The organism is Nostoc sp. (assembly GCF_054880495.1).
Window position 1 is genome coordinate 1 of sequence record NZ_JBTYKD010000255.1, and the last position, 25,951, is coordinate 25,951.

A 25,951-nucleotide genomic window follows, 5' to 3' on the forward strand; every position below is an offset into this window, starting at 1 on the left:
TCCCTCTCCCAGATATGGGAGAGGGACTTTGAAATTCTGGCTCCCCTTCTCCCAGATTTGGGAGAAGGGGTTGGGGGATGAGGGCAAATCCTTTTCATCACCGAAGAACTACAGGTTTTAAGATAGACACGGTTTATATTTATTAAACGAACCGCCAAGTGCGCCAAGGGAGAAGGAGCAATCATTGCAAGTTTAGGGAGAATTGGCATTACTCAGGTAATAGTGCCATAGAAGTCTTGCACCGATCGCTCGCCACGGTCGCCAGTGCTGTGTCATTGCTTCCAGTTGGACTGGTGTTGGACGCGTCGCCAAGTTTTTGAGTTTTTGGAAAGCGATCGCGATCGCTAAATCGCCTTTAGGAAAGACATCAGGACGTTGCAACACCATTAGCAAGTAAATATCAACTGTCCAGTCTCCTATACCTTTGAGGCGCTTTAACTCAGTTCTGATAACAGTTTCATCCATTCTTTCCAGCTTAGTTAAGTCAAGCTGACCACTTGCGATTGCATTCGCTAATCCACGACAGTATAGAATCTTTTGCCGACTGAATCCAATCCCTCTTAATTGAACATCATCCAATCTCAGAAAGTTTTCTGGTGTCAGAGTTACAACGACCTCACATAAACGGTTAAATACAGCCCTTGCAGCCGCTACGGAAACTTGTTGTTCCAGAATTATGCACAACAGCGTTGCAAAACCTGGTTCTCTTGACCATATTGGTGGAGGTCCCAGTGTTTCTAAAATCCGAGCCAAATCGCTGTCAAGATTGGCAAGCACCATTAAACCACGGCTCAGACTTTCTTCAGTCAACGATTCTAGTTCAGGTGTTTGAGTCATCTTTGCTCAATTTCGATTCTTGTATAAGCAGTTTTTGTTTGCGCTCAATTCCCCAGTGATAACCACCAAGAGTGCCATCAGTTCGCAAGACACGGTGACATGGTACAATCAGCGCGAGCGGATTAGCTCCACAAGCATTTCCCACCGCGCGGACTGCGTGCGGCTTGGCAATATCACGGGCGATATCGGTATAGGTGCGAGTTTCGCCATAGGGAATTTTTTGTAATGCTTCCCAAACCTGTTTCTGAAATGCTGTCCCGCGTACATCAACTGGTAAATCAAGATGTGCCTCGCCTCCGGCAATAAAGTTGAGGATTGCTTGTATCCAGTCTTTGTGTGTCTGGTCATCACGCATGATGTGCGCTTGGTGAAATTCCTGATTTAAAGTGTGTTCAAGCTTGTCTGCTTTATCACCTAGTTTAACGGCACAGATACCCTTTTCTGTTGTTGCCACAAGCAAATATCCTAGTTGACATGGAGCGATCGCATAGACAATGCTGATTGTTTTTCCAGCTTGTTGGTAAGTCTTTGGTGTCATTCCCAGTTGTTTAGGTGCTTTCTCATACAGTTGACTACTTGAACCATACCCCGTGTCGTAAACTGCATCAGCAATTTCCTCTCCTGACTGGAGACGCTGCTTTAATCGTTGGCTACGCAGCGCATCTGCATATTTAAAAGGGGATACGCCAATTATTTGCTTGAATACCTTTTGCAGATAACTGGGACTCATTCCCACCTGAGAGCATAATTCCCAGAGGGTTGGAATGTAATCAGCTTGGGCTTCAATGTATCGACATGCTATTAAAACTTTCGCCTTAGCCGGATTTGGAACTTTTTCAGATTGTGGCTGACAGCGCTTACAAGGCCGAAAACCTGCAATTTCAGCCTCTTGTGCCGATTGGAAGAAACAAACTTGATTACGATTTGGTCTGCGACTAGGGCAAATCGGTCGGCAATAAATGCGCGTAGAGCGAACACCGTAGAAAAGCTTACCTTCAAAAGTGGGATCTCGATTGAGAACTGCTTCCCAAAGGGTTTTGTCTAAAACTGATGTCTGTTGTAATTGCATTGATGCCTCCTTCAATATATTTTTTATTAAGGAATTCATTTGCTTTTATCACCCCACTATCAATGACAACTAGATCCGTAAAGATGAGCGTGATGCTGGTGAATGTTCACCTAAAATAAACGTAAGCGTTCATAATAACGAATAAAGTGATGATAAGATGTCGTTGGATGAGATCATGCACAGTTTAAGTCTACGCAAAACCCAAGAAGCTGATCTCGATTATGTTCTGCAAGCCGAGTATGATGACGATAATCGACAGTACATCATTCCTTGGTCATATCAACAGCATCTTCAAGCGATCGCTGATTCTGATATTGCTCATCTGATTGTGCAAACGGAAACAAAAATTGGCTATGTTATTTTGGCTGGACTGCTTAATTTAAATCAGAGTATTGAGTTTCGTCGCATTGTCGTCACACAAAAGGGGCAAGGTTATGGCAAAGACACTGTTGAAATGATTAAGAAATTGGTATTTGAGACATACAAAGCACATCGGTTATGGCTGGATATTAAAGAACAAAATCATCGTGCTCAAGCTGTCTACAAAGGTGCTGGTTTTATTGTCGAAGGAAAGCTACGCGAATGTCTAAAATCAGAAAATGGTTATGATTCTCTGATTATCATGTCAGTTTTACAACCTGAATATGAAAGACTGGCTAGTACGGCAAATGGTGGGTTTTCCTCTTGACTGAGCCTTCGCCGAACGTCCTCCTGACTTTTTTGATAAAAAAGACCGAGCCTCGCCATAATACAGAAACTATCCACTCCCAAAAACCTATTATTAATTTCTCCATGTTAGTAATCTATTCATGTTCTAAATGAGAATAGATTAGCTGGATCGAGAAACTACTTTCTATCTGATTGTTGCGATCAAAGTCGGCTCCGTTTACTGCAACTACGGCTTAACAATATTATCTGTGATGTTATCGTTGCGTAGGCATAGCCCGTCGTAGACATCACACTTAATTTCCGAGAATAATTTATGATAATTATACCAGCGTTGTACAATAGGCGATTACTCACAAAATTTCTGCCCAATCTAAAATAAATCCTGGCAAAACATCTTCTCCGGATAGAGTTTTAGGACTTTAGAAAATCTCAACTTCTCGATTGGGACGATAAATTTCTACCTGCTGCTGTCTTCTATTAATTAACCAGCCCAATCTTGCGCCATTCTCCATGTATTCCCTCATTTTGGTTCGCATTTTTTCTAAGGAATGACTCGGAGACATTAACTCAACCACAAAATCGGGACACAAAGGAGCAAATCTTTCGTTTTCTGCTTCGCTCAAAGCATTCCACTGTTCCATTTTCACCCAAGACGGATCTGGAGAAAGCTCTGCACCGTTGGGAAGTTTGAAACCACCAGAAGAGTCAAAGGATTTCCCTAGCTGATTTTGACGACTCCAAGCTCTTAATTGATAAGTTAAATCAGCATTCCGGTCACTAGTACTACTCCCCGTAGGTGGCATAATAATTAATTCCCCTGAAGCTGTCCGCTCAAACTTTAAGTCTCGATTATTTTGACAAAGCTGAAAAAATTGCTCGTCAGTCAAGTCGATATTTAATTCCAGGGTAGGAGGTAAACTGACGGTGGTAGTATTCATGTTATCAGTTTGGGTGGAAGCTATATCTCTATCTTAGTAGTCTGTCAAGTCTACTATGCTGGGTAAATAAGTTTGTAGTCAGGACTTTATTCCTTGTGTTAAGCATGCTTTGTGCTTACTACGTACCAAGTTTTCCTTAGCTTGAGGGACTACTATCGCAATCCTCAACTGATTCTCCCCCTGACAAATGGTTCACCCGATTGGGTGAATGCGAGCGCCTGCTCACGATCTACTCTGAAATAAGGTACTATTTTGCTTCTGTTAGCGATTAAGTCCACAGAATCAAAACTGTTAAATTGGTTATTCTGGCTTTTTATTGTACATCAATAGCTTGTCTATCAAAGGGTCAAAGAGTGGATGAAACCGTTGTAAAATGGCTGTATACACCAAATTGCCAGCAAGAGCCTATTAACCTGCTCTCAAAACTTGCCGTCAATTTACCAGGGGTGATTTTTCAAGTTCTGCAACGGCAGGATGGTTCTGTGTTTGTCCCTTATGTTAGTTCTGGTTGTCAATATTTGTATGAATTAGAACCAGAAGCTTTACAGACAGACTTCCAGGTGCTATATAAACTGATTCATCCACAAGATATAAAAGCTTTTGCAGAATCTATTGCTGTTTGTAGCACCACTCTTACACCTTGGCATTGGGAAGGTCGGATCATTACGCCTAGTGGCAAACTTAAGTGGATTCAAGGTACTTCGCAACCGGAATTACAAGAAGAAGGCGATTTTCTTTGGAATGGCTTAGTTATGGATATTACAGAGCGAAAATTAGCAGAAGAAAAATTGCAAGAGAGTGAGGCGCGGTATAAAGCAATTTTGGATGCTATCCCGGATTTGATGTTTCGCATCAGCCGCGATGGTAAGTATCTAGATTTGAAAAGTCAGGGAGCCAATGTCACTCTTTCCAGAGAAGAAATAATTGGAAAACATTTGCAGGAGTTATTGCCCAGTGATGTTGCGACGATTAGCCAAGTAGCGATGCCTACGGTGGTCACTGAGCCAAGTCCAAGTGCGGGCTACGCCTACGCTAAAACTTTAGATTCTGGAACTTTGCAAACTTGTGAATATCAACTATCAACGCGTTTGGGAGTCAGAGATTATGAGGCGCGGTTAGTAGTGAGTGGTCAAGATGAGATACTAGCAATTGTCCGAGATATCACAGAACGCAAACAAGCAGAAGTCAAATTACAAAATCTTGCTAAAAAATTTGCTAAAGCTTTTAGTTGCAGTCCAGATTCAATTACTATTAGTACGCTGGGTGAAGGACGCTTTATTGAAGTTAACGACAGTTTTGTGAAACTCTCAGGTTATGAGCTAGATCAGGTGATTGGTAAAACTTCTTTTGAGTTAAATCTTTGGGTAGACGATGGCGATCGCCTGAATTTGTTAGAGGAGTTGCAAGCCACAGGAGTTGTTCGCAACTTGGAATTTGAATTTCGGCAAAAGTCTGGCGAGATAATTACAACACTGGTTTCAGCCGAAGTCATTGATTTAAATGGTAACAAGAGCATCCTAGCAGTCCATCACGACATTACAGAACGCAAACAGGTAGAAGCGCAATTACGCCTTTGTGGAGAACGCGATCGCTTATTGGCAAAAACCCTAGTGCGAATTCGATCTTCGCTTAACTTAGAGCAAATTCTCCAAACCACCGTGACGGAAGTCAGACAATTTCTCCAAGCAGATCGAGTTTTCATTGGTTTAAATAATGCCAATTTAGGAGTCAGAACTCTTGCCGAATCAGTAGATCCCAAGTATCCATCAGTCTTAGGTTGGTCTACTAATGATGAAGCTTATCTACAAGAATTAAGAAACTTACTAAAAGATAATCTTGTCCGTGTCATTGAAGATATAACAAAAATATCAGTATCTCCCAAAGTAAAAGCACACTCTCGAAAATTCCAAACGAAGGCTAGCTTGGCTGTACCAATTATGCTAGATAACGAATTATTTGGGGCGTTGATTGCTCACCAATGCTCAGGATCGCGTCATTGGCAGCCCATAGAAATTGATTTGTTACAGCAGATGTCAGAACAAGTTGCGATCGCCATTCAGCAAAGCCAGATATACCAAAAACTAGCAGAACTTAACACTAATTTAGAACACCAAGTACAAGAACGAACAGCACAGTTGCAGCAGAAAATGCAAGAAGTAGAAAAATTGCATCGCGTCAAAGATGTTGTTTTGCACACGGTTGCCCACGATTTACGAACTTCGGTGATGGGTAACTTGATGGTGTTAAAGAATTTGTTAAATCAGGGAGTGGGACAAGGGGACAAGGGGACAACGGGACAAGGCGGACAAGGAAGAATTATTGAAGAAGTCTCTCCCTTGTCTCCTCCCAATGCCCAATCCCCAATCCCCCATACTTCTCTACGAGAGGCTGCGCCAACGGCAACGTCTCACAGTGAGCCTGTCGAACTGCTCAGTACAAGTGCCCAATCCCCAATTCCAGTATCTCCCTCAATCATTGAGCGGATGATCCAAGGCAACGATCGCCAACTGACGATGATTAACTCATTGCTAGAAATTAATTCTTGTGAAAAACAGGGTATTGAGATCAAACCCGAACCTGTGCAATTTAGCATCCTACTGGGAGGAATATTCGCCCAGTTGGAACCCATGCTGACACAAAATCAAGCAACTCTGAAGAACTTGGTTCCCGCAGATTTACCGTTAATAATGGCAGATGGGACGCGGTTGCAGAAAGTTTTGGCACATTTAATAACACATAGGTTGCAAAATAATCCACCAGGATTAAATTTTATTCTGAGTGCCACCGTTGAAGCTGGAATGATTCGGACTCAGATTCAAGATGACGGTGTGGTAATGAGTAAACTAGAGTGCGATCGCCTCTTTGATCTCCATGTCCGCGATCCCCAAGATTCTTGTTCTACAAGCATTGGCTTAAAAATGTATCTTTGTCGCAAAGTTATCAAGGCACATGGCGGTAAAATTGGTGTCATTACTAACCGCAAGCGCGGGTTAACTTTCTGGTTCACATTACCTTTAACAACTTCATCCGCAACAAGTCGCCCATAAGTCACCAGAAAAATGCGAAGGTGTTATTTGTGGCAATGTTGAGTAAGAGAAACACCTTCGACGGTATGGGCAAAGTTAATCGGATGCTAATGGCTATCCCATTTACAACAGTGCAAAGGTGGTGGAGAAAAACCTTTTCTACGCCAGCAGATGAAATCACTAGTTTTTACAAACCTCGGCGTGTAGATACGGAGTGGCTCGTCCATAGGGATCGCTTTTTGTGGCAGAGATTGCGTTTATGGTTATGGCTGGTGCTGATCTGTCTTTTGTCTTTTACTTTACGAGACATTTACGGCTTGTTTTTCCCCTTAAAGGAGTTGGAAAGGCTGCCAGAAGCACTTACAGCTAAAAGCCTTGTGATCAATGCTGTAATGCTTACAAGTATAATTATTTACCTTAAATTACATAAAACTAAGTTAGGTCGTCATCGTCCAGATTTATTATTTTTGGGGTCTTCTTGGTCAATTAGTCTAGCATCGCAGTTGTTTGCAACCATCAGAGGTTTCGCACTACCTGACACTATCGGCTGGTCGCTGCTGTTTTTAAGCCAAGCTGTGTTGATGCCTGTCTGCTGGATTATTCATTTGCTCTGTCAAGTGGGTGTGCTGGTTTACTATTTTGGTGTGAATACGGTACTTGGACTAAAAACACCAATCCCCGAACACCCAGAAATATATAATGTAACCTTGATTTTATACATTTTTTGGTTTTGTGCTATATGTGACATCGGTGTTTATCTGTACGATCGCCTGCAACGTTCTGAGTTTTACGCCCGTCAAGAACTGGAATCTGCCTATCAAAAACTCAAGGTTGCAGAAGCTAAATATCGCACCATTTTTGAAAACGCTGTTGAAGGGATCTTTCAAAGCAGTCCCGATGGACGTTACATTACAGCAAATCCGGCTTTAGCACGTATTTATGGCTACTCCTTAGCGGAGGAGGTGACAGCAAATTTCACTGATATAGAACATCAACTGTATATTGATCCAAACCGTCGGCTAGAATTTGTGCGCCTGATGGAAAAGGATGGCAGCGTTTCCGAGTTTGAGTCCCAAATTTATCGCCGAGACGGGAGTATTGTCTGGATTTCAGAAAAAGCCTACGCAGTGCATGACGAACAAGGAAAACTGCTTTACTACGAAGGTTTGATTGAAGACATTACCCAGCGTAAACAAACTGAAGAAGAATTACGAGTATTTTTTCATGCAGTTTCTCACGACTTACGCAATCCAGTGCTGGGTACTTTAATGGTGCTGAAAAATTTGCTTGCACATCCAGAGGAAAATATTTCAATTTCACGCTCAATTTTAGAGCGGATGATTCAAAGTAGCGATCGCCAACTGAACTTAATCAATTCGTTGATGGAAGCTCATGTTAGCGAAGTGCAAGGTGTTATTTTACAACGCCAAAACGTACAATTACTGACAGCAGTCGAAGCTGCGATCGCAGATTTAGAGCCATTGCTAACACAAAATCAAGCAATCTTGACAAATCTGGTATCCGCAGATTTGCCATTAGTGAACGCTGATCCCACGCAACTATGGCGAGTTTTTTCTAACTTAATTGTTAATGCTCTGAAACACAATCCCCCTGGATTGCTTTTGACAATCAACGCTATCCGTAAGGATGACAAAATGTATTGTACTCTTAGTGATAACGGTGTAGGAATTAGTCAACAACAAAGCGATCGGCTTTTTGACCTTTACTTTCGGGGTGCAAGTATCCGCAATTCTGTAGGTTTAGGATTGGGTTTGTATTTATGTAAGCAAATCATCCATGCTCACGGTGGCGAAATTGGTGTAAACAGTGCATTGGATGCAGGGGCGACTTTCTGGTTTACATTACCTATTAGCTGAATAGGCATACTGGGGTATACCCTATATCAAAGAAGGTTTCGGCGGTTATCCGATTTCAAAAATCAAATATAAATCCTAGTATTAGTGACAAAAGTAACCATTTAAAGGTGACTTTTAGCACAGGTGTATGCCTGATTATTCTGATTAAATTGAGAATATACAAATCAAGCAATGCAACGGAGATTAAAGGATATATGAACCGCTTTAAATCTATTCTTCTTGGAGGCTTATTAGCAGCTGTTTCAATTGCTGCTCTTTCTCAAAATGCTAATGCTGCTGAATTTAAATCTGAGCATGATCATTTTAATCGTGATACTGTAGCTTTTAATAACAGTAAAGTTCAACGCGAACGTCAAGTCCATGAACAACGCGCTCGTCAATTGCGTGAACGTCAAGCTCGTGAACAACGCGCTCGTCAATTGCGTGAACGTCAAGCTCGTGAACAACGCACTCGTCAATTGCGTGAACGTCAAGCCTATTTTAATCACTAAGCTGAAAATTTTCCCTCATATTACGTTAGGAGAGTAGCAATATTCTCCTTTTTTTCTTTGTATAAATCTGCGTAATGAGATTTATAAATAGATGCGATCGCATCTATTTGAGCGATCGCATGAAGTGAAATTAAGAGTATTACTTACTACGATCCCCTTTTTGTGGTGACGTGTTTAGCTACCGGAAATCTCTATTGAAAGATTCTCAAAAGTTCCTCGCATCTTCGATCTCCGTCCCTGGTAATGGGAGTGTATTTTCAGATCTAGCTCCCTGGAGTTTCCTCGGATCAAGTCCCAATGCCTCCAATACTGTAATCGCAATCTGTTTACTAGAAACTTTCATCATCTGAGAAGTCCCCTTAACACGAGTTTCTAGTCCACGACTACTGAGGATTAGAGAAATATGGGTATCATCATCAGAAAAACCGCCGTGTTCTGCCCTTTTGGTGCTGTTTGAAATCACATATCCTGGTTTGAGTTTGATAATGACATCAGGAGTACGATCTTCCTGTAACGGATTGCCAAAGCCAGCTGCCAATAGTGCGCCACCCGAATAAACTGTATCAATTGCTGGATTTGCCAGTTTCTTTAAAACAGTTGTTGCATTGCTGGCTTGGCTTTGATCTTTAAGCCAGAGTAAAGCAATATCATCTTGAGTAGCTTGATTAACTGTGATACCAGCTTTCGTTAGGGCATCTGTAAAAGTATTTTCGGGAATCAGGGTAGCTGTTCCCAAACGAGGATTTTGACCATGTTTCGCTGTCAAAACTATCAGTGTCGAGTCAAATTTACCCTGTTGCTTTAAGGTATTTACTATCTTGCCGATACTGGCATCAGTATGTTCCAGAGCATCAATTAATCCTGACGAAGGTGTGCCATTGGTGGCAATACCACCATTATTGCTGGCATCCTTTTGGGCTACGCTGAGAGCTTGAAAATTCATCCCAAAAAGGTTGGGAGTTCCGGGTTTAGTTGTGCCTAGTGAATTATTTCCATTAATTTGGTTCAATATCGCATTTACCTTCAGATCATCATAAGCTTCCGTGAGCTTGGTGTCTTTAGTTGTCGTTTTAAATGTGAGATTAGCAGGATTCTGCGCTGTCGATTGGTCTACAAGTTTGCCATTTTCTAAAGCAACTTTGGCATTGATTTCTGGAGCGTAGAAGTCATCAACTCCCTTCCCAGAAGGACCATTTGCAATGTCATAAGCAGGATGTTTATCAATAAATGCAGTGTGCAAACCTGAAGCTTTTGCTACCTCAAAAATAGTGTTTACCTTCAAATAATTGTGAGGATAAACACGATTTCCATTACTGTCTACTGGTAATTTGCTGGGGTCAATACTATTTATCCCGAAATTACCCCCACCACTGAGAAGATCGGAGTTTTTATCAATGTTTTCCGCAAATTCAACTTCTATACCAGCAGGAGATCCTGGTTTGTCTGATAATATCCGACTATATGTATCGTCATAATAAACCCCAGTGGTTTTGGGACTTGCTCCTGTTAAGTAGTTTAATACACCAGGGAAGGAATCAGAGGGAGTGCTAGTAAAAGCGTTAGTGTAACTGATACCCGTTTGTCTCAAACTATTGATGTTTGGCAAATACTGTTGTAATTTGCGATCTTCCAAATCTGCTTGACGCAAACCATCAATTGATAGTAACAGCACACTCTTAAATTTCCCAGGACGCTTATAGAAGGGTTTATCATCCTTTTTCCGACCATCAGCTATTCTGACTATGGGCGAGGAATAGTCATATTTGATTACTGGAGGATGTAAGTGTTGAATTAGTATCATGATATTTGTGTATACTGTGTAAACAGAGTTCTAGAAGTTATTTTTGATAGTCACAGTTGAGCTGATGTCAATAAAGCTTCACAAAAGACTACTAAAACTTCAATAGAAACCCTGGTATTTTCAATCTCAAGATACGAGTAAAATATTAAGAAAAGGTTATGTCAAATAGTGGTAAAAGGTTATGAGGTGAAACCAGTTGACCGATAACGAGCATGATTTAATGTTGCGGCTATCAACCTCGTCCGTAAAATTTCAGGTTCAATATCATCAATTTTGGAATCAATATTTCCATTTATATCTAGCGGTTAGGTTTACATAAACCTTCTAGAATTTGTTATTATTCAGGAAAAAACAAACGGATAGAACAACAAAATCCAGGTAAAAGTGGCAATGTAATTTCATCATCGCCTAACAAAGTAGCAACTAAAACTAACTGTGCTTTTTCTCACCGATAAACTTCGACTTTTTGACTGAAGCGATCGACAATCCAACTTCGGGCAAGGCAACTATGGTATTTAAATAGAACCATAATCAAAAGCGGAAGATCAGGCGAAACTCTGTATGCTGATATTTAGCCAACTTAAACCACCTAATAGCGATGCCGCAGTTACCTTTACTCTGGCGCTAACAGCAGAAGAACGCACCCGCAGTCGTCATCGTTTTGAAACGGCAGATGGTAAGGTTGTGTTTTTCCATTTACCCAGAGGAACTGTGTTACACGATGGCGATATTCTACAAGAAGAAACCCATAGCAGTTTAATCAGAATTATTGCCAAACCAGAATTAGTGCTGACTGCCTTTGCCCAAACACCACTTTTATTATTACGTGCAGCATACCATCTGGGAAATCGTCATGTACCTGTAGAAATTACTCCCACTTATTTACGCTTGTCTTCAGATTTGGTTTTACGCACGATGTTGGAACAATTGGGGTTAGAAGTTAAAGAGGAAGTTTTACCGTTTCAACCAGAATTGGGAGCTTATGGACAACAGTATCATGCTCACTGACAGCCATCTTTTGAGTATTTTGCAGCTGGCTAGCCCTACTTTGCCTGTGGGAGCATATAGTTATTCTGAAGGCTTGGAAATGCTGGTGGAAAATGGTACGATCGCTAACCAGATACATCTCAAACATTGGCTAGAAGCAGAGTTGCTCTACGGGGCAATTCGGTTAGAGGCGGCAGTAATGGTACGATCTGAGCAAGCTGCAAAAATGGGTGATGTTGAGTCGCTATGCCGTTGGAATCTCTGGTTATCTGCTGCTAGAGAAACAGAAGAATTACGCGCTTCTAGTTGGCAGATGGGGCGATCGCTCATCCAACTACTTGGTAAACTAGAACCACAGATTGTACCTATTGTCAATGCTGTGGGTAATCCTTGTAATTTTGCGATCGCTTTTGGCATTGCCGTTACCCACTGGCAAATTAGTATTAAAGCCGCATTACTCGGATATCTGCATAGTTGGGCAAGTAATTTGATTACTGCTGGCGTGAAACTTATTCCCCTTGGACAAACAGCAGGACAGCAGTTATTGCTAGATTTGCAACCATTATTTAGCGCTGCGGCGTTAGAAATTCTCGCGTTGGAGGATGATCAACTCGCCTGTTGTAGTTGGGGTTTGTCGCTGGCGAGTATGCAGCATGAAACCCAGTATACAAGGTTGTTTAGGAGTTAGGAGAGACGCGATTAATCGCGTTTGTACACGAGTGAGGAGTTATGAATGCATTTCGAGTAGGGGTTGCTGGTCCAGTGGGTTCGGGGAAGACGGCTTTGGTGGATGCTTTGTGTAAGGGATTGCGTGAGCAGTATCAGATTGCGGTGGTGACGAATGATATTTATACTCAAGAGGATGCTCAATTTTTAGTGCGTTCTCAGGCGTTGACAAGCGATCGCATTTTGGGTGTAGAAACTGGTGGTTGTCCTCACACTGCCATCCGCGAAGATGCTTCGATGAATTTGGCGGCAATTGAACAGTTAGAGGAACGTTTTATCAATTTGGATTTGGTATTTTTGGAAAGTGGCGGCGATAATTTGGCTGCTACTTTTAGTCCCGAATTGGTGGATTTAACAATTTACGTCATCGATGTTGCGGCTGGCGATAAAATTCCTCGCAAGGGTGGCCCTGGTATTACAAAATCTGATTTGTTGGTGATTAACAAAACTGACCTTGCACCGTATGTTGGTGCAGATTTAAGTGTGATGGAACGAGATGCTAAAAAAATGCGCGGTGATAAACCTTTTATTTTTACTAATTTGAAAACTCAGTCAGGACTTGCAGATGTAATTGACTTTGTTTGCACAAATATCTGTTAAAAAGAATTTTATAACCCACCTCCGTGGGTTTTGCCTGTCTAGATGCGGTTTATAACCGCCCTTTTAACCGAGTAGCGTGGCTTTAAATCCCCCGGTGCAAAAAATAAGCAAGTTTTGGGTCGGGGTCTAAATCCCCGTCACAAAACTTAATTACGAATTATTTAACTTTCTATAAAGCCCGTAGATGACGACTTCGCACACGTTCAGGACTCCCGGTAGGAATTGCAGCAATTAATTTTTGCGTGTATTCCTCTTTCGGTTGCAGGTAAAGACTTTCGGCTGTCCCTTCTTCAACAATTTGACCGCGATTCATCACTAAAATGCGATCGCTCATAAATTTGACTACACTTAAATCATGCGAAATAAAAATATAAGTAAGCTGAAAGTCTGACTGTAATTCTTTGAGAAGATTTAATACCTGCGCTTGTACTGAAACATCTAGCGCTGAAACTGATTCATCACAGATAATAAATTTAGGATTTAACGCCAAACAACGGGCTATGCAAATCCGTTGGCGTTGACCGCCAGAAAACTGATGCGGATAGCGGTTAATCGCATCTGGACTCAAGCCCACCCGTTCTAAGAGTTCGGCTACTCGCATACGTCGTTGTTGCTTGGTCTTACCAACGGCGTGAATTACCAACGGTTCCATCACCGCGTCTCCAACCTTCATCCGGGGATCAAGGGAACTGAAAGGATTTTGGAAGACTATTTGCATTTCCCGCCGCAGTTTTTGCAACGGTTCTCCTTTGAGGCTAGTAATATCTTGTTTCCCAAAGATAATCTGACCACTCATCGGTTCAATTAATCGCATCAAGGTTCTGCCAAGGGTGGTTTTACCGCAACCAGATTCTCCCACCAAACCTAATGTTTCTCCTGGTTTGACATCAAAGGAAACGCCATTGACTGCCATATTGTAGCGTTTTGTACCACCAAACACCCCGCGTACTGGAAAACCAACTTTCAGGTTGTGGATTTGCAGCAGGGGTTCCTTCTGATTGAAGTTTGCCAATCTTGCAGTAATCTCTTCGCTGGTAACTTCTGTAGGTTGTACGGGTTCTTTCCCCTGAATTACTACTTGTCCCGTTGGTGTCTCTTCTGCACTCATGTAGTCGGAAACAGTGAGTAATTTTTGGGGACGGCGGTCAAGTGTGGGGCGGCAAGCGATCAAACCTTTAGTATATGGATGCTGGGGACTGCTGAAAATTTGCTCAGAAGTCCCAGACTCGACAACTTTACCTTTATACATCACCGCCACTTCGTCAGCAATTTCCGAAATTAGCCCCAAGTCGTGGGTGATGAAAATCATTGCCATGTCACGGCTTTGCTGCAATTCTCGAATTAACTCCAAAATAGTCGCTTGCACCGTCACATCTAAGGCTGTAGTTGGTTCATCGGCAATTAAGATTAATGGGTTGCAAGAAATTGCCATTGCAATCATCACCCGTTGCAACTGACCCCCAGAAAGTTCATGAGGGTAGCGTTCCAGCATCGCTTCTTTGTGTTCTTTAACCAACCGTGGCAACTTTGATGGATCTAGTTTCGATGAATCGGTATACTGCTGTTGTATCTCTTCATCGCTAGGTAGAAGTTTTACTTCTTGCAAACCTGCGATCGCAATTTGTCTTGCTTGAAATGCTGATACATTTTGATGCCGCATAATCGCTTCTGTTAGCTGAAACCCGATGTTATAAACCGGATTAAGCGAACTCATCGGTTCTTGAAAAATCATCGCAATGTCGCCACCCCGATGTAACTGCATTTGCTCAGGAGGCAATTTTACCAAATCGATTGCTTTGCCATTCTCCTGCGGACGAAACCAGATTTCACCGCCAGTCACTATACCCGGAGTTTGCAACAAACCCATCACAGCTAGGGCTGTCACTGATTTACCACTCCCCGATTCTCCTACTATTCCTAGAGTCTCACCTCGATGCAGCGCAAAAGAAATACCATCCAAAGCTCTGTTAATGTTGCCATCACTGGGAAATTCAACTTGGAGATTGCGAACCTCTAGGATAGTTTCTCTCATAGGAGTTGGGTAGGAATATTAACTTAAAATTATTTGATTTTAACAATAGTTTTGATGTATGTGTGGGTAAATTTGGTTTTTACACTCTTTGGCAGTTTTTCTGACATCGCATACTTCTACAATATACACGCATTTGCGATGTATCACTGCCTGTGATCTCTGCAAACTGCGATCGGTTCATGGTATCGCTCTCTTTTCAGAGTTACAGTCTTTACATAACACCATTAACTACATAAACTTGCTACCACGAACAAAACAGCCAGGAGAGCCAATCCGTAATTTTTTCCTAAGTGTTAATACTGCTTACAAATAGTAATAATTATATTAAATATATAGAATGTTATTAGTGCATTAGAGCGACAGGAATGAATATTGACTTACTGGGATATCGTCAAAACGCGGGTATGGGTCAAGTAGAGGTTGCTAATGCTTTGGACATTTCTAAGATGCAAGTTAATCTTTATGAGCAGGCTCCTGATACCGTTCCAGCGGGGCTTTTAGAAAAATGGCTACAAATATTTGGGGTTGACGTTGCTACAGCTATGTCAGCACCAATACCACCACTCAAAGGAATTGCTCCAGGAACTCCATACACTGAACTTTATCGCAAACTAAATTTACTGAATCAGTACATTGGTGATACTCCTCCTGTAGACAAACTAGATATACCAACACCACCAGCCACCCCCCATGATTTCCAACAACAGCTTAAGCTGTATAAACAAAAGCCTAATGTTGTTTTGACTGGAGGCTTCGACGCTGGTAAATCACACATGGCAAACGCCTTGTTGGGAAGCAAAAATTTGCCAGTTGGTTATCAGCCAGCAACAAGAGTAATTACATTTGTCCGTCATATAGAAGACCGTCCCAAATGGTGCAAAGAAGATGTATTGATTGTTAATGAAGATTTTTGGTTAAAAGATGAAAAAGGTAAGCAAATCATTGATTTACTACTTTTAGATGACCAAGAACGTTGCGAGAAATATTGTGTACACGCAGGAAGCTTCGATACTTTGCAAAAATATGGGGTACATGGAGAATATGAGGATATAGCGGCTCATGCAGCTGTAGTCTATATTAACTCACCTCTGCTACAAGCCTGCAACCTGATAGACCTTCCCGGCTTCTCAGATCAGTCAGATGAGGTTTCTAAAGATGTGGAGAAGGCTAATAGTGCTGCACAGATTGCTGATGTAGTAGTGTATGCTTCACCAGCAAAGGGTCATATTAATGATCAAGATATGAGACGCATTAGCAACTTACTGAGTTTACTTCCTGCAAAAGAAAATGAAAGCAGTAATTTTCCAACGCTGGGTAATCTTTTCATTGTGGCTACTCATGCTGATCCTAGTATCTCTGATCATCAACTTAAAGAAATACCATTTGGAGCGGCGAGAAGGCTCTATAAGCCACTAAATGAAGGAGTATTAAAGACACGCAGGGAACAGATAAATCGCGCTATTACTCAAGAAGATTTGCGAACAAGATTCTTCACGTTCTGGTCAGAAAGACCTGATAGATGTCAACAGCTATTTGATAATTTTACTAAAATACTAAGTGAATTTCTCCCTCAAACACATCTGTTCCGCATTGAGCGGGAAATAAATGCAATAAAGGAGGCTAATACAGAAAAGTACACTAAACAAATTGAGGCTTATCAAAACACTCTTGCTGATATAGATTCACGGCGTAAGCAATTACAAGTACTCCAAGAGAATGAAGCAACTCGTAAACAAGAAACTCAGCAGAAACGCAATAAGGTAAATCAAAGTACCCGTGAGTTACAACTAAATAGCAGAACTTCCTTTCAAAGGTATACAGAGCAACTTTTAACTGTTGATGCCGTCGAAAAAATTATCCGCAATCTGTACGATGATAAAAAAGAGGCAAAGGAAGGTCTTTCTGGTTATCTAGTCGAGAAACTTCAACACGAGGCAGAACAGATAATCAAAGTAAATTCTGATAAATTAACACCTTCAATTGAAGCTTTCCTCGGCTCATACCAAGAAGCTTTACTTAAACTACCAAATTTAGATATATCCATCGAGATACCCTTCGATGCTAAAGGAGCTTTTATAGGCGGACTTACAGGACTAACTAGCATAGGTGCTTTATCTGCTTGGGCAGCAACACTAGGAAATCTTGGTGGTTATATCCTAGTAGCTAAGTTAGTTAGTCTTTTATCTGCACTTGGCATTAGTATTGGTGGTGGCACTGCTGCGGTAATTTCTTTCATAGCAGCTATTGGTGGCCCAATAGTACTAGGTATAGGTTTAGTTGCTGCATTAGCTTTCGCTGTGTGGGGATTATTTGGAGAATCTTGGCAGAAGCGTTTAGCAAAGCAAATCGTTAAATATTTTGAAGAACAGCGTGTGAGTGATAAGTTCGCAGATGGAATTGATCAATTTTGGCGAGATACAATTAAGAGTTTTGAAAAAGGTGCTAACGCAGTAGAGGCAGACTGGAAGAAATATATTGAACACTTACGTGAGATAACTTCACCTACGATAGAATCAAAAGACCGTATTGAGGAGATTATCAAAATATTGGAGGCAGGTAAGGATTTTTTCGGAGGAATTCCGTGGTCAAATACTAATCTAAAAGATTGATGTTTAAAATTTTTAATTTCATAAAATAACGAATTTTTTTTTGTCCAACCGAGAATAAATCGGTCGGACTTTCTATTTTTTAATTACACTTTTATCCTTCGTAGAGACTTTCTCTTTAATTTTTCGACAAGTTTCCTCTTGGCTATTTTTTCTTGTTTAAGTTTTTCAATTACCAATAGTCGTATTTTCTTATAGTTCAAATTTTTTCTAAAAGCGTAACTACCGATAGTAGCCAACAAAGAGCTACTGCGTCTGTCTTTAGATGCTGTTTGGGAAACAACCGACGCGCCTAACTTACTAGATAACCAAATGTAAAATGGTAATTTAGCCTTTGGAGGTGTCTTATCAGATTTATGTATCATAGTTTACCTTGTATTGTTTTGTCGTTGTATCTCCCTTGAAAGAGTAGAAATAACCTTCAGCATAGATCAACAGTAAAAAAGCCCATACAAAACGAGTTTATAGCCGAAGGGCTATCACACTTCAAAATTGCATGAGCTTCTACTAAAGATATCCTAACATAATGCTGGAGATTTTACGGATTCGTTTTGGTGAATATATTTCACATTTTGCTTCGTTTATACTATTGACAAAAACATTGTTATGCAATATTATCTTTGAATTTTAGACTGAAATAAAATGTACAATCCAAAATCCAAAGTTACCAGTCAATTGAAATTAAAATTGGTGGATTATTGATGATTGCCCTGGCGATGCCAACGGCGGGCTACGCCTACGCTAATCACTGCTTCTGCCCTCCAGAAACATTTGCCCCCACTGCGCCCAGTATTTTATCATATTTTTGCGGAAATTGTCTAAATGCAAGAGGCTGAGGCTTTGGATTTGGAGATTAAAATAGAGTTAGTAAAGGTAGAGTTTACTTGATTAGAAGGTTCTCTGATGACTTTACAAGAAATTATTAATTCTATTGAAAGTTTGCCCACAGAAGATCGAGAGTATTTATTTGAGTTTCTTCGCCAGCAACGAATTGAGAATCGGCGGATTGAAATTTTGGCTAATGTTCAGGAAGTGATGCAGGCTTTTAAGAATGGGACAGCTCATAGGGGAAGCGTTGATGATTTGATCGCTGATTTACTAGGACATGATGATGGAAGTTGTCTGGAGTAGTGGATTTAAGCGGTCTTTTGGGAAGATTACAAAGAAAAACCCGCAATTAAAGAATCAAATTGTTAAGGTATTAAGGCTTTTGGCAGATGATCCATTTACACCGTCTTTGAAGCCTCATAAGTTAACAGGAAATTTAGCGGGCTTGTGGTCTTGTTCTGTTGCTTATGATTGTAGAATTATCTTTAATTTCTCTGAAGATGAGAAGTTGTTATGAATGGTTATTTTATTGATTGATATTGGCAGCCATGATGAAGTTTATTAAATTGGAAAATAGAGGCTGAAGCTTGGGATTTAGAGATTAAAATTCTTTATTCCTAAGCCACTCGATGGCTAAACTAAGCGATGTCTCACGAAAAAACGTAAAGCGTCAACGCACACAAAAAAATAGCACATCCTCAAGGATGGCTATTTGTAGAAATTGTCTAATCGTAATGTTTTTTGCGATTGAATACACGTTCAACTACCAACTTTAGAAAGGAATATCATCTGGATCTGGTTCTTCCGCTTTCACTACTGGATTAGTGGTTCGCTCATAATTTGTGGGTTGCGGTATAGGTTCGTAAGTTGTCGCTTGGGGAGTAACACCAACAGGATTTGTCGCTGGGGTAGGTGCTGGACGTGGTGACTCGTAACTGGGAACGTCTTTCTGTGCAGGACGAGATGCTGATGGTTGTCGTGGAGCAGTTTCAGTGAATGATGGAGTTGCAGTTGCTGAAGGCAATGGATCAGTATTAAAATTACCTCCAACAGATTGAATTTGCTGCACTGTCAATTCAGCACGTTTTTCTTTAAAACCTTCCATCGCAACAGTATTCATAGTTAAACGTCCTACCAAGATGACGCGATCGCCTTGGTGATACTTTTGCTGAATTTCCGTTGCTAAATTCCCCCAGCCGACAACTTTTAAGGTGGCTGGCGGATCTTCTGGTTTCTGGGAATTGGGAAACTGCACCAGCATTTCTGTGACTCCCAGATTATCCGCCGTATAGCGGAGTTGCGGCTCGTCAATAATTTCCGCCATCAAAACGCAGCTGTTCATTAAAATTACTCCTGAGTGCAAAAAGTGTTGATTGAAAAAGTGGGGTTTTTCTATGTAGTGCCAATTAATATCAAAATATGTTTAATTGTTTGCATTTTTTAATCATGCCTGAATAAATTTTCTAGATCAACTCTGAGTTTTTAGTCATTTCTAGCATAAAAGCCAAGCGATCGCTTTGAACAGCGTTAAATATGCTGTTCGCCACCCTCGCTTGACTAAATGAGCATTGAATTCTGCATTTGAGTAGTATAATTGTACCATAAATTCCTCAAATAGAAAAAATTCTTGGCAAAAATTAAGTCTTGACGTGAGATGGAAAAATACCGAAGGCATTGTTGGTAGCACATACTCTTTTTTATAAGTCTGTCATTTTTTAATACAAGTAATTACTAAAAATAAATTTAACTTTTGCAAAAACTCTAGGTAAAATACATAAGCCTCATCCTTTTTCGTCAAAATCATGGGCAACAGTTTTGGTGATCTATTTCGGATAACTACTTTTGGCGAGTCTCACGGCGGCGGTGTGGGAGTTGTGATTGATGGTTGTCCTCCACAACTAGAAATTTCGGCAGAAGAAATTCAAGCAGAACTAGATAGAAGGCGTCCGGGACAAAGTAAAATTACTACCCCTCGCAAAGAAGCGGATACCTGCGAGATTTTATCAGGGGTATTTGAAGGCAAAACACTAGGAACGCCTATAGGAATTTTGGTACGTAATCAAGATACTCGTCCCCAAGATTACGACGAGATGTCCCAGAAGTATCGACCTTCTCATGCAGATGCAACTTATGATGCAAAATATGGGATTCGCAATTGGCAAGGTGGGGGTAGGTCGTCAGCGCGAGAGACAATTGGAAGAGTAGCAGCAGGTGCGATCGCTAAAAAAATTCTCCGTCAAGTCGCCAATGTCGAAATTATCGCTTACGTTAAGCGCATCAAAGACTTGGAAGCTGTAGTTGATCCAAATACTGTCACCTTAGAACAAGTGGAAAGCAATATCGTCCGTTGTCCCGATGCTGAATGCTGCGATCGCATGATTGAATTAATTGAGCAAACAGGTAGACAAGGTGATTCGATCGGCGGTGTCGTCGAATGCGTGGCGCGAAATGTGCCGAAAGGTTTGGGCGAACCAGTATTTGATAAATTGGAAGCTGATATCGCTAAGGGTGTAATGTCTCTCCCTGCTAGCAAGGGCTTTGAAATTGGTTCCGGTTTTGGCGGAACGCTACTAACGGGAATTGAGCATAACGACGAATTTTATATTGATCAAAATGGTGAAATCCGCACATTAACAAACCGTTCTGGTGGTATTCAAGGCGGTATTTCCAACGGGGAAAATATCATTTTGCGAGTTGCATTTAAGCCGACAGCAACAATTAGAAAAGAGCAGAAAACTGTAACTCGTGAGGGCGAAGAAACGCTATTAGCAGCCAAAGGACGCCATGACCCTTGTGTATTGCCGCGTGCAGTTCCAATGGTTGAGGCAATGGTAGCTTTGGTGCTATGTGACCATTTGTTACGGCATCATGGGCAGTGTAAGGTCTTGTAGGCACTACATTGACTTCTAAAAAATATTTATTTTCCTCAGATAGGTATCTGACTCGCCCTGTCTACTTATACGCGAGTGCCTAAGCTTATACTGTTTGACTTTAATTATGATACAAATACCTTGGTAGGGGCACGGCATTGCCCATAGGTGTCAACTTAAGAAAAAATCTGCTTTGAGAGGACGTTTTGCCCTCATCCCCTAACCCCTTCTCCCAAGTTGGGAGAAGGGGAACTAGAAAATTTGCTCCCCTCTCCCAATTTTGGGAGAGGGGCTGGGGGTGAGGGTCAAACCTCGAAAGCTTGCCAAGGCTAACTTCTACGTTAAGTTGACACCAATGGGCAATGCCGTGCCCCTACGCGAAATCTATAAGTAGTTAGACAAAATTAATTACATAATTTTTACCAAATTCTTTCAGAATTTTTTCAATAAATCCGACAGCTTTAACCGTCGGGAAACCTTTCCTGAACCAGGAGCAGAAATTGAGTCAGCGATCGCCACAATCGATTTAGACTATCTCCAAGAAAATTTACCTAAACTCATCTGTTCCCTGAAAGAAGGTAGCGATGGCATCCTTAGTATCAGCGCCAGTCTCCGCACCTTCTCTAGAGGAGATAGCGATCGCAAGGTTCCTTTTAATATTCATGAAGGTATTGAAAGTACATTACTCATCCTGAACCACCGATTAAAAGCCAATGAGGAGCATCCTATAATTGAAGTAGTCAAAGATTACGGGCAAATACCTGAATTAGAATGCTTTACTGGGCAACTAAATCAAGTGTTTATGAATCTGATTGCCAACGCCATTAATGCTTTAGAAGAATCTAATAAGGCGCGTAGTTTCCAACAAATCAAAGATAATCCCAATCGCATCACAATTCAAACCACCTTGTCTGAAGATGGGCATCACATCTTGATCCGAATTCAAGACAATGACCAAGGAATGTCAGAAAATGTCAAGCAAAAACTGTTTGATTACTTATTTACCACCAAGGCAGTAGGAAAGGGTACAGGTTTAGGATTGTCAATTTCCTAGCAGATTGTGGAAGAAAAACATGGTGGGCAACTCACAGTCACATCTGAGTTAGGCAAAGGTACAGAATTAGCGATCATTATTCCAGTTGGGAGTGGGGAGTTAGGAGTTAGGAGTTAGGAGTTAGAGGGAATAACTAATGCCCAATACTTCTCTACGAGAGGCTACGCCAACGGCTTCGCTCAGTACAAGTGCCCAATGCCCCATAACTAATTCCAATCCTGTTCCTCTTTCTTGCCGCGACTTTTGTAAATTCCCCCAAAATCGTGAATTTTGCGAGTTTTCTCAAAAAGCTCGGCTTCAGTCAAACCCCACTGCTGCAAGGCTTTATCGAGGTCTTTTTGGATGTCTCTCGCCCCTGGAAACCCTTGATAACGCATTCGCAGTCTAGCCAATTCTGCTAAATTATAGTCTGTCGCCTCTTGAAGGAGTAAAATATCAATAACGGGGCGATCGCGGTTATAAAGAGGATGTTGTTGGTCTTTCCCTGCGGGTGCATCAGTCATCGTCAAGTCCTGTTAGCGGATAACTAGGGTTTAACCCGTGTTGAGTCCTAAATTTTTAGTTTAGCTGAGAGAGGGAGGCCGGAGAGGCACAAGAAAATTGTTAAATACTGAAAAATTAACTGTCAACCTTGCAACTCTTTACTTACCCCACTCCGATTCGGCTACGCTCACGGCAAGCCCACTCCGGTTCGGCTACGCTCACGGTAAGCCCAGTCCCTCACTCATCGTAGACGGCAACTACACCTGAGGTCTTACGGCTCTCACCACTGCCACCTAACTTTAAATAAAGTTACATTAGTCCTTAAGAAAATACAAAAAACTTTAGATGAGGGTGAATTTTATCTCACCCAAAGTCCAAGCACCGAGGGAGCAAGAACCCATTATGTTTGAACACTTCACTTCCGAAGCCATTAGAGTAATTATGTTAGCTCAGGAGGAAGCACGTCGCCTGGGACACAACTTCGTAGGAACTGAGCAAATTCTCCTGGGTTTGATGGGAGAAGGAACTGGGGTTGCTGCTAAAGTGCTGGCCGAATTAGGCGTTACCCTCAAAGATGCCCGCCGTGAGGTAGAAAAAATTATTGGTAGGGGTTCTGGCTTTGTACCACCAGAAATTCCTTTTACCCCCAAGGTGAAAAGCCTCTTCGAGCAATCCTTTAAAGAAGCTCACAGTCTGGGACAGAATTACATTAACACTGAACACTTACTCTTGGGATTGACCGAGGCTGGTGAAGGTGTCGCCGCCAAAGTACTCCAAAATCTAGGAGTTGATTTCAAGAGTGTCCGCAGTGCCATAGTTCGCCGTTTGGGTGAAAATTCACCGGCTTTTGCTGGTAGTGGTAGTCAAAAGCGCACCCAACCGCTAGTTATGGAAGAGTATGGCAGGAATTTGACCAAATTAGCACAAGAAGGCAGACTCGACCCCGTAGTTGGTCGCCAGAAAGAAATTGAGCGGGCGATCCAAATTCTCGGTCGCCGGACTAAGAATAACCCAGTGTTGATTGGAGAACCAGGAGTTGGTAAAACTGCGATCGCAGAAGGTCTAGCTCAACGTATTATCAACCAGGATGTTCCCGAAACTTTGCAAAACAAGCAAGTTATCAGCCTCGATATGGGATCATTGGTAGCTGGAACTCGCTTCCGTGGCGATTTTGAAGAACGCATCAAAAAAGTTGTGGAAGAAGTCCGCACTGTGGGTAATATCATCCTGGTGATTGACGAAATTCACACTTTGGTTGGCGCAGGTGGTACAGAAGGTGGTTTGGATGCAGCCAACATCCTCAAACCTGCCTTAGCACGAGGTGAACTCCAGTGCATCGGCGCAACTACCATTGATGAGTATCGTAAGCATATCGAGCGCGATGCCGCCCTAGAGCGTCGTTTCCAACCGATTATGGTCGGGGAACCCTCAGTACAGGAAACCATCGAAATTCTTTACGGCTTGCGCGGTGCTTATGAACAACACCACAAAGTCACAATTTTGGATGCGGCACTTGTAGCAGCAGCAGAATTATCAGACCGCTATATTAGCGATCGCTTCTTACCCGACAAGGCAATAGACTTGATTGATGAAGCAGGTTCTCGCGTTCGTTTGCGGAACTCCCAAAGTTCTCCGAATAAAGAACTCAAGCGTGAACTGGCTGGCGTTACCAAATCTAAAGAAGCAGCAGTCAGAGTCCAAGATTTTGACAAAGCTGGAACCCTGCGCGGCCAAGAGTTAGAACTCGCAGAACAACTGCAAGCAACATTTACCCAAAATGATCAACCTGTCAACTCTACCGTCGTTGACGAAGAAGACATCGCCCAAATCGTTGCCTCTTGGACTGGGGTACCAGTCAACAAACTAACTGAATCTGAGTCAGAGTTGCTCCTGCACCTAGAAGACACTCTGCATCAACGAATCATCGGCCAAGAGCAAGCAGTCTCGGCTGTCTCTCGCGGTATCCGTCGCGCCCGTGTCGGACTAAAAAATGCCAATCGTCCCATTGCTAGCTTTATCTTCTCTGGTCCGACTGGAGTCGGTAAAACAGAATTGGCAAAGGCACTGGCTGGCTACTTCTTCGGTTCGGAAGACTCGATGATTCGCCTAGATATGTCCGAATACATGGAAAGCCACACCGTCGCCAAGCTGATAGGTTCGCCTCCTGGTTATGTGGGATACGACGAAGGTGGACAACTAACGGAAGCCGTGCGGCGGAAACCTTACACAGTGGTGCTATTCGACGAAATCGAAAAAGCTCACCCCGATGTATTCAATATGCTGCTGCAGCTCTTGGATGACGGTCATCTTACCGATGCCAAAGGTCGGAAAGTTGACTTCAAGAACACGCTGATCATTTTGACTTCCAACATCGGTTCCAAGGTGATTGAAAAAGGTGGTAGTGGTTTAGGCTTTGACTTCGACACTCAAGCCGACGCTAGTTACAACCGCATCCGCACGTTGGTAAATGAGGAATTGAAAGCTTACTTCCGTCCTGAGTTCCTCAACCGTCTTGATGAAATTATCGTCTTCACCCAGCTTTCCAAGGATGAAGTTAAGCAAATCGCGGAAATTATGCTCCGTGATGTTGCTAGCCGCTTGACGGAAAGAGGAATTATCCTAGAAGTTAGCGATCGCTTCAAAGAGCGTGTAATCCAAGAAGGCTACAACCCCAGCTATGGTGCTAGGCCATTACGTCGGGCAATTATGCGCCTCCTAGAAGATTCTCTCGCCGAAGCAATGCTGTCTGGTGAAATTACAGATGGAGACACAGCGATTATCGATGTTGATGATGACTCTCAGGTAAGAGTACAAAAATCAGAAAAACGAGAATTACTCTTGGCAAATGTTGGCTAATTTTATACCTGATCACTTTTTGCTGTAATATTTCAGAAACACCTAGCCCTTCGGGTTCGCCAGTCGCTTATGGGGGAAACCCCTTCTTCCCGCGCTGGCTCACCTCTTATCTAAGTAGAAGCATCTCTGACAAACATCAAGTGAAATGGTATTATATCTTACCCCTGGTAGAAATGCTAGGGTTTTTTTATGCAATTTTCT

The 25,951-nt window shown here is 42.0% G+C and carries 19 protein-coding genes and 1 pseudogene; 13 read left to right on the top strand and 7 right to left on the bottom strand.

The features are described 5' to 3' along the window. Positions 1-192: 192 nt before the first annotated feature. Together ACYTXL_RS23670 and ada are read right to left on the bottom strand one after the other, a co-directional pair. Positions 193-837, bottom strand: a complete 645-nt coding sequence (locus tag ACYTXL_RS23670) for a DNA-3-methyladenine glycosylase family protein (RefSeq protein WP_461926863.1) — start codon at positions 835-837, stop codon at positions 193-195. Continuing rightward, positions 821-1,906, bottom strand: a complete 1,086-nt coding sequence (ada, locus tag ACYTXL_RS23675) for a bifunctional DNA-binding transcriptional regulator/O6-methylguanine-DNA methyltransferase Ada (RefSeq protein ID WP_461926864.1) — start codon at positions 1,904-1,906, stop codon at positions 821-823. The genes ACYTXL_RS23670 and ada overlap by 17 nt, the downstream gene beginning before the upstream one ends. A 157-nt stretch (positions 1,907-2,063) precedes the next feature. On the opposite strand from ada, the gene ACYTXL_RS23680 reads away from it, so the two are divergent. After that, positions 2,064-2,594 (top strand): GNAT family N-acetyltransferase, encoded by a 531-nt coding sequence (locus ACYTXL_RS23680; protein ID WP_461926865.1) that lies wholly within the window; start codon positions 2,064-2,066, stop codon positions 2,592-2,594. Between the two features lie 331 nt (positions 2,595-2,925). Here ACYTXL_RS23680 and ACYTXL_RS23685 read toward each other — a convergent pair. Further along, positions 2,926-3,513 (bottom strand): annotated as a pseudogene (locus ACYTXL_RS23685) (Uma2 family endonuclease). A 353-nt stretch (positions 3,514-3,866) separates the two neighbouring features. On the opposite strand from ACYTXL_RS23685, the gene ACYTXL_RS23690 reads away from it, so the two are divergent. The 3 genes from ACYTXL_RS23690 to ACYTXL_RS23700 all read left to right on the top strand — a co-directional run bounded on the left by ACYTXL_RS23690 (position 3,867) and on the right by ACYTXL_RS23700 (position 8,907). Continuing rightward, a complete protein-coding gene (locus ACYTXL_RS23690) occupies positions 3,867-6,560 on the top strand; it encodes a sensor histidine kinase (protein WP_461926866.1) in 2,694 nt (897 codons plus the stop codon). An 89-nt stretch (positions 6,561-6,649) separates the two neighbouring features. After that, a complete protein-coding gene (locus ACYTXL_RS23695; protein WP_461926878.1) occupies positions 6,650-8,416 on the top strand; it encodes a PAS domain-containing sensor histidine kinase in 1,767 nt (588 codons plus the stop codon). Positions 8,417-8,610: 194 nt separating this feature from the next. Further along, complete coding sequence (locus tag ACYTXL_RS23700) at positions 8,611-8,907, top strand: hypothetical protein (protein WP_461926867.1); 297 nt, start codon at positions 8,611-8,613, stop codon at positions 8,905-8,907. A gap of 205 nt (positions 8,908-9,112) precedes the next feature. Here ACYTXL_RS23700 and ACYTXL_RS23705 read toward each other — a convergent pair whose 3' ends face one another. Further along, positions 9,113-10,708: an alkaline phosphatase family protein gene (locus tag ACYTXL_RS23705; protein WP_461926868.1), complete on the bottom strand. Its 1,596-nt coding sequence runs from the start codon at positions 10,706-10,708 to the stop codon at positions 9,113-9,115. A gap of 561 nt (positions 10,709-11,269) precedes the next feature. Between ACYTXL_RS23705 and ureE the strand changes: the two genes are divergently transcribed. The 3 genes from ureE to ureG are packed head-to-tail and all read left to right on the top strand — an operon-like array spanning position 11,270 to position 13,021. Further along, positions 11,270-11,716 (top strand): urease accessory protein UreE, encoded by a 447-nt coding sequence (gene ureE, locus ACYTXL_RS23710; RefSeq protein WP_461926869.1) that lies wholly within the window; start codon positions 11,270-11,272, stop codon positions 11,714-11,716. Beyond that, complete coding sequence (locus ACYTXL_RS23715; protein ID WP_461926870.1) at positions 11,691-12,383, top strand: urease accessory protein UreF; 693 nt, start codon at positions 11,691-11,693, stop codon at positions 12,381-12,383. The genes ureE and ACYTXL_RS23715 overlap by 26 nt, the downstream gene beginning before the upstream one ends. 41 nt (positions 12,384-12,424) lie before the next feature. After that, on the top strand, positions 12,425-13,021 hold the full coding sequence (gene ureG / locus ACYTXL_RS23720; protein WP_334788894.1) for an urease accessory protein UreG: 597 nt from the start codon (positions 12,425-12,427) through the stop codon (positions 13,019-13,021). Positions 13,022-13,190: 169 nt separating this feature from the next. Here ureG and ACYTXL_RS23725 read toward each other — a convergent pair whose 3' ends face one another. Continuing rightward, positions 13,191-15,053 (bottom strand): ABC transporter ATP-binding protein, encoded by a 1,863-nt coding sequence (locus ACYTXL_RS23725; protein ID WP_461926871.1) that lies wholly within the window; start codon positions 15,051-15,053, stop codon positions 13,191-13,193. Positions 15,054-15,418: 365 nt separating this feature from the next. On the opposite strand from ACYTXL_RS23725, the gene ACYTXL_RS23730 reads away from it, so the two are divergent. The 3 genes from ACYTXL_RS23730 (at position 15,419) to ACYTXL_RS23740 (ending at position 19,004) form a co-directional block, all read left to right on the top strand. Then, positions 15,419-17,662: a dynamin family protein gene (locus ACYTXL_RS23730; RefSeq protein WP_461926872.1), complete on the top strand. Its 2,244-nt coding sequence runs from the start codon at positions 15,419-15,421 to the stop codon at positions 17,660-17,662. A gap of 900 nt (positions 17,663-18,562) precedes the next feature. After that, the gene (locus ACYTXL_RS23735; RefSeq protein WP_461926873.1) at positions 18,563-18,790 is read left to right on the top strand and encodes a hypothetical protein; all 228 of its coding nucleotides are present in this window, start codon (positions 18,563-18,565) and stop codon (positions 18,788-18,790) included. Continuing rightward, positions 18,771-19,004 carry a type II toxin-antitoxin system RelE/ParE family toxin gene (locus tag ACYTXL_RS23740; RefSeq protein WP_461926879.1) on the top strand — a complete coding sequence of 78 codons (234 nt, stop codon included), beginning with the start codon at positions 18,771-18,773 and terminating at the stop codon, positions 19,002-19,004. The genes ACYTXL_RS23735 and ACYTXL_RS23740 overlap by 20 nt, the downstream gene beginning before the upstream one ends. Positions 19,005-19,259: 255 nt before the next feature. On the opposite strand, the gene ACYTXL_RS23745 is transcribed toward ACYTXL_RS23740, so the two are convergent. After that, complete coding sequence (locus ACYTXL_RS23745; protein ID WP_461926874.1) at positions 19,260-19,829, bottom strand: single-stranded DNA-binding protein; 570 nt, start codon at positions 19,827-19,829, stop codon at positions 19,260-19,262. 460 nt (positions 19,830-20,289) lie between these two features. Between ACYTXL_RS23745 and aroC the strand changes: the two genes are divergently transcribed. Both aroC and ACYTXL_RS23755 read left to right on the top strand, forming a co-directional pair. After that, positions 20,290-21,378 carry a chorismate synthase gene (aroC, locus tag ACYTXL_RS23750; protein WP_461926875.1) on the top strand — a complete coding sequence of 363 codons (1,089 nt, stop codon included), beginning with the start codon at positions 20,290-20,292 and terminating at the stop codon, positions 21,376-21,378. Between the two features lie 775 nt (positions 21,379-22,153). Next, positions 22,154-22,411, top strand: coding sequence for an ATP-binding protein (locus ACYTXL_RS23755; RefSeq protein ID WP_461926876.1), 258 nt, complete (start codon positions 22,154-22,156; stop codon positions 22,409-22,411). 206 nt (positions 22,412-22,617) lie between these two features. Here the strand turns inward: ACYTXL_RS23755 and ACYTXL_RS23760 are convergent, their stop codons facing one another. Then, positions 22,618-22,914, bottom strand: coding sequence for a DUF3288 family protein (locus ACYTXL_RS23760; RefSeq protein ID WP_461926877.1), 297 nt, complete (start codon positions 22,912-22,914; stop codon positions 22,618-22,620). A gap of 382 nt (positions 22,915-23,296) precedes the next feature. On the opposite strand from ACYTXL_RS23760, the gene ACYTXL_RS23765 reads away from it, so the two are divergent. Continuing rightward, positions 23,297-25,750, top strand: coding sequence for an ATP-dependent Clp protease ATP-binding subunit (locus tag ACYTXL_RS23765; protein WP_461926880.1), 2,454 nt, complete (start codon positions 23,297-23,299; stop codon positions 25,748-25,750). The last annotated feature ends 201 nt before the right edge of the window (positions 25,751-25,951 follow it).